Consider the following 4,018-nt stretch of genomic DNA (forward strand, 5'->3'; position numbering starts at 1 on the left):
AACCGCTCATACAACTCACACCCCATACCCGGGAACTGAGCCCCCTGCCCCGAGAACAGAAACGCCAGACCACCCCCACCCACCACACCCTGAACCGTGCCCGCCGACACACGCCCCTCAGCCAACCCCTCCAAAGCATCCAGCAACTCCACACGGCTGCCCACAGAAACAACCGCACGGTGATCATGCGAAGCACGCGACGAAACAAGAGAAAACGCCAGATCACCCAGCCCCACACCCTCATCCGCCACCACCAGCCCCCGCAACCGGACAGCCTGATCCCGCAACGCCCCCGCACTCCGACCCGACAACACCACCGGCACCACACCCCCGCCGACAAAATCCACCTCATCCAAAGAAGCCGACTCCTCCGCCGACCCCTCCTCCAAGATCAGATGCGCGTTCGTACCACTGATCCCGAACGACGACACACCCGCACGACGCGGCACCTCACCCCTCGGCCACTCCTGCGCCTGCGTCAGCAACGACACCCCACCCACAGACCAGTCCACATGCGACGACGCAACCTCCGCATGCAACGTCCGCGGCAACACCCCACGCTGCAGAGCCATCACCATCTTGATCACACCCGCCACACCCGCCGCAGCCTGCGCATGACCAATATTCGACTTCACCGAACCCAACCACAACGGACGCCCACCCGGACGATCCACCCCATACGTCGCCATCAACGCCTGAGCCTCGATGGGATCACCCAGACGTGTGCCCGTCCCATGCGCCTCGACAACATCCACATCTGCCGGCGTCAAGCGTGCATTGGCCAGGGCCCGACGGATCACCCGCTGCTGCGACGGACCGTTCGGGGCGGTGAGCTGGCTACTCGTTCCGTCCTGGTTGACTGCCGAACCCCGTACCACGGCCAACACTCGATGGCCGTTGGCCCGCGCATCCGACAGCTTCTCCAGCAAGAGCAGACCAACGCCCTCGCTCCAGCCGGTTCCGTCCGCGTCCGCCGAGAACGCCTTGCACCGGCCGTCCGCTGAAAGACCCCGCTGGCGACTGAACTCGATGAAGGTACGGGGAGTCGCCATTACCGTCGCTCCGCCGGCCAGCGCGAGCGAGCATTCGCCGTTGCGCAGGGCCTGAGCTGCCAGATGCACCGCAACGAGCGACGACGAGCACGCCGTATCGATCGTGACCGCAGGACCCTCGAAACCGAACGTGTACGAGATACGGCCCGAGGCGATGCTGCTCGCGCTGCCTGTGCCCAGATAGCCTTCGAACTCCTCCGGCATCGGCTCCAGACGGGAGGCGTAGTCGTTGTACATGATCCCGGCGAACACACCCGTCGCCGACCCCCGCAACGTCGCCGGATCGATACCCGCCCGCTCCACCGCCTCCCACGCCGTCTCCAGCAACAAACGCTGCTGCGGATCCGTCGCCAACGCCTCCCGCGGACTCAACCCGAAGAACGCGGGATCGAACCGGTCCGCCTCGTAGAGGAATCCACCTTGTGTGGTGTACGTGTGGCCTGCCTGGCCCGGATCGGCGTCGTAGAGCGCGTCACGGTCCCAGCCACGGTTGTCGGGGAACTCTCCGATGGCATCGTCGCCCCGCTCAAGCAGCTCCCACAGCTCTTCCGGTGACGACACACCGCCGGGGAACCGGCAGCTCATTCCCACGATCGCGATCGGTTCCAGGTTCCTGCCCTCGGCCTCCGCCTCCGCCTCGCGCAGGCGCTGACGGGTCTGGCGCAGGTCCGCCGTAGCTCGCTTGAGATAGTCGCGGAGCTTGTCCTCGTTGTTCGTCATGCGACGTCATCTCCTTCGGCCAGCGGCGCTCGGCCGGTGTCTTCCGTGCCGGTCATTCCGAGTTCGGTGTCGAGTGCCAGGAACAGTTCGTCGTCCGTTGCCGACAGCAGGTCGTCCACGTCGCCGTGACGGCCTGCCCGGCTGTCGTCGTGCCGGTCGCCGTTCCAGCTACGGGTCAGTTGCCGCAGCCGTTCGCCGATCAGTTCGCGGTCCGCCTCGCCGAGTGTGATGGCGGTGATGGCCTTCTCGATGCGGTCGAGCTCGGCGAGGACAGAGGCAGGGCCGGTGCCGTCCCGGCTCAGCTCGTCGATGAGGTAGTCGGCGAGCGCGGCAGGCGTCGGGTAGTCGAAGACGAGCGTCGTCGTCAGGCGCAGTCCGGTTGTCTTCGACAACCGATTACGGAGTTCCACGGCGGTCAGCGAGTCGAATCCCATTTCCAGCAGGCCACGTTCCGCCTCGATGAGGCCGGGCGTCGCGTGGCCGAGGACCGAGGCGACTTCGGTCCGCACCAGTTCAGGTACTGCTGCGGCCAGTTGCTGCGGATTCAGTCCGTCCAGGCTGCGGGTGGACGAGGTGGTCTGTGCGACATCATTCCTCGGGCTCGTCGGAACGATGCCGCGCAGTATCGCCGCCAACGAACCGTCGGCAGCCCGGGAGCGCAGCGCTGCCATGTCAAGTCGCGCGGTGACAGCGAAGGGTTCGCCAAGTCCGAGCGCCAGGTCGAAGAGTGCCAGCCCGGCTTCCGGCGACAGTGCCCCTACACCACTCTGGGCCATCCTGGCACGGCCGCCGTCCGACAGCCCGCCGGCCATGCCGCCCGGTGTTTCCCACAACCCCCACGCGAGCGAGATCGCAGGCAGTCCCTCGGACCGGCGCTGCTGTGCGAGGGCGTCCAGCACGGCGTTCGCCGCACCGTAGTTGCCCTGGCCCGGACTGCCGAAGGTCGCGGCGACGGACGAGAACAGCACGAAGGCGCCGAGTGGAACCGGAAGTTCGCGGGTCAGTTCGTGCAGGTTACGAGCCGCGTCCGCCTTGGGGCGGGCGGCTCTGCTCATCCGTTCCGGCGTGAGTGACTCGATGGTGGCGTCGTCCAGCACTCCCGCTGTATGAATCACCGCGGTGAGCGGGTGTTCGGCCGGGATCGACGAGAGCAGTTCGCTGAGTTCCGTACGGTCCCCGACATCACACGCCCTGAGAGCGACCTCTGCTCCCAGATCGGTGAGTTCGGCCACCAGCTCGGTCGCACCCGGTGTGTCAGGGCCGCGCCGTGTAGCGAGCAGCAGGTGTCGTACGTGGTGCGTCTCCACCAAATGTCGTGCGAGCAACGATCCCAGTGCCCCGGTTCCGCCCGTGAGCAGGACCGTGCCGGACGAGTCGAAGGGGGGCGCAGAGCCGTCCGTATCACGCCATGTGTCGGCCCTTACAAGACGCGGAGCATGGACGTTGCCCTTGCGCACCGCAAGTTGAGGTTCATCGGCAGGAATGTTCCCCAGAGCGGCTTCCATTGTCGGCCCCGCTGCCGAATCCACGTCCAATAGGAGGAAACGGTCGGGGTGTTCGGCTTGTGCCGCTCGCACAAGCCCCCACACGGCAGCCAGATCGAGGTCGGGCCCACGGTCGGAGGACGTGACGGACACGGCACCTGTGGTCAGCACGGCAAGGCGTGATGCGGAGAACCGGTCATCGGCCAGCCAGGTGTGCAGGGCGTCGAGTACCAGGTCGGCGGGGGCCGGGCCCCCGGGTGTACGAGCAGCCACCGGGAGGACGACAAGGTCGGGCACGGTCCCATCGGCAGGGATCGCGGCAATGTCGGGAATTGCAGCGCTGTCGAGCAGCACCGTCCGCAACGCCGCCATCGGTCGGGGCGTCGATTCGTGGAGGGTCGGCCAGGAGAGCTCGTAGAGCGAGTTGCGTATCTCGCTGTCGACGAGGTACTCCGAGGACAACGGTCGCACTGTCAGCGACTCCACCGTGGCCACCGGGGCGTTCTCGGGGTCCACCATGTGAACCGACATGCTGCCATCGGTGGTTTTGGTGAGGGTGACGCGGAGGCTGGTGGCCCCGGTCGCGTGCAGGGTGACGTTCGACCAGGAGAACGGAACCCGGAGCGGCCCGTCCTCCTCGTCCAGCAACAACGCATGCAGACCGGCATCGAGGAGCGCGGGATGCAGCGTGTGCCCCGCCGGATCCGTACCCGCCGGCAACTCCACCTCCGCATACGTCGTCCCCCCGTCCCGCCAGACCGC

The 4,018-nt window shown here is 66.8% G+C and carries 2 protein-coding genes; both read right to left on the reverse strand.

The features are described from left to right. A partial coding sequence (locus ACGFU7_RS47630; protein ID WP_393705026.1) for a type I polyketide synthase occupies positions 1-1,772 on the reverse strand: 1,772 nt, incomplete at its 3' end. Then, positions 1,769-4,018: type I polyketide synthase (locus ACGFU7_RS47635; RefSeq protein WP_393705028.1), on the reverse strand; the 2,250-nt coding region annotated here is incomplete at its 5' end. The genes ACGFU7_RS47630 and ACGFU7_RS47635, both read right to left, overlap by 4 nt.

Origin of the sequence: Streptomyces sp. NPDC048473, from assembly GCF_043200155.1 — a bacterium.
In the GTDB taxonomy this organism is placed as follows: Bacteria; Actinomycetota; Actinomycetes; order Streptomycetales; family Streptomycetaceae; genus Streptomyces.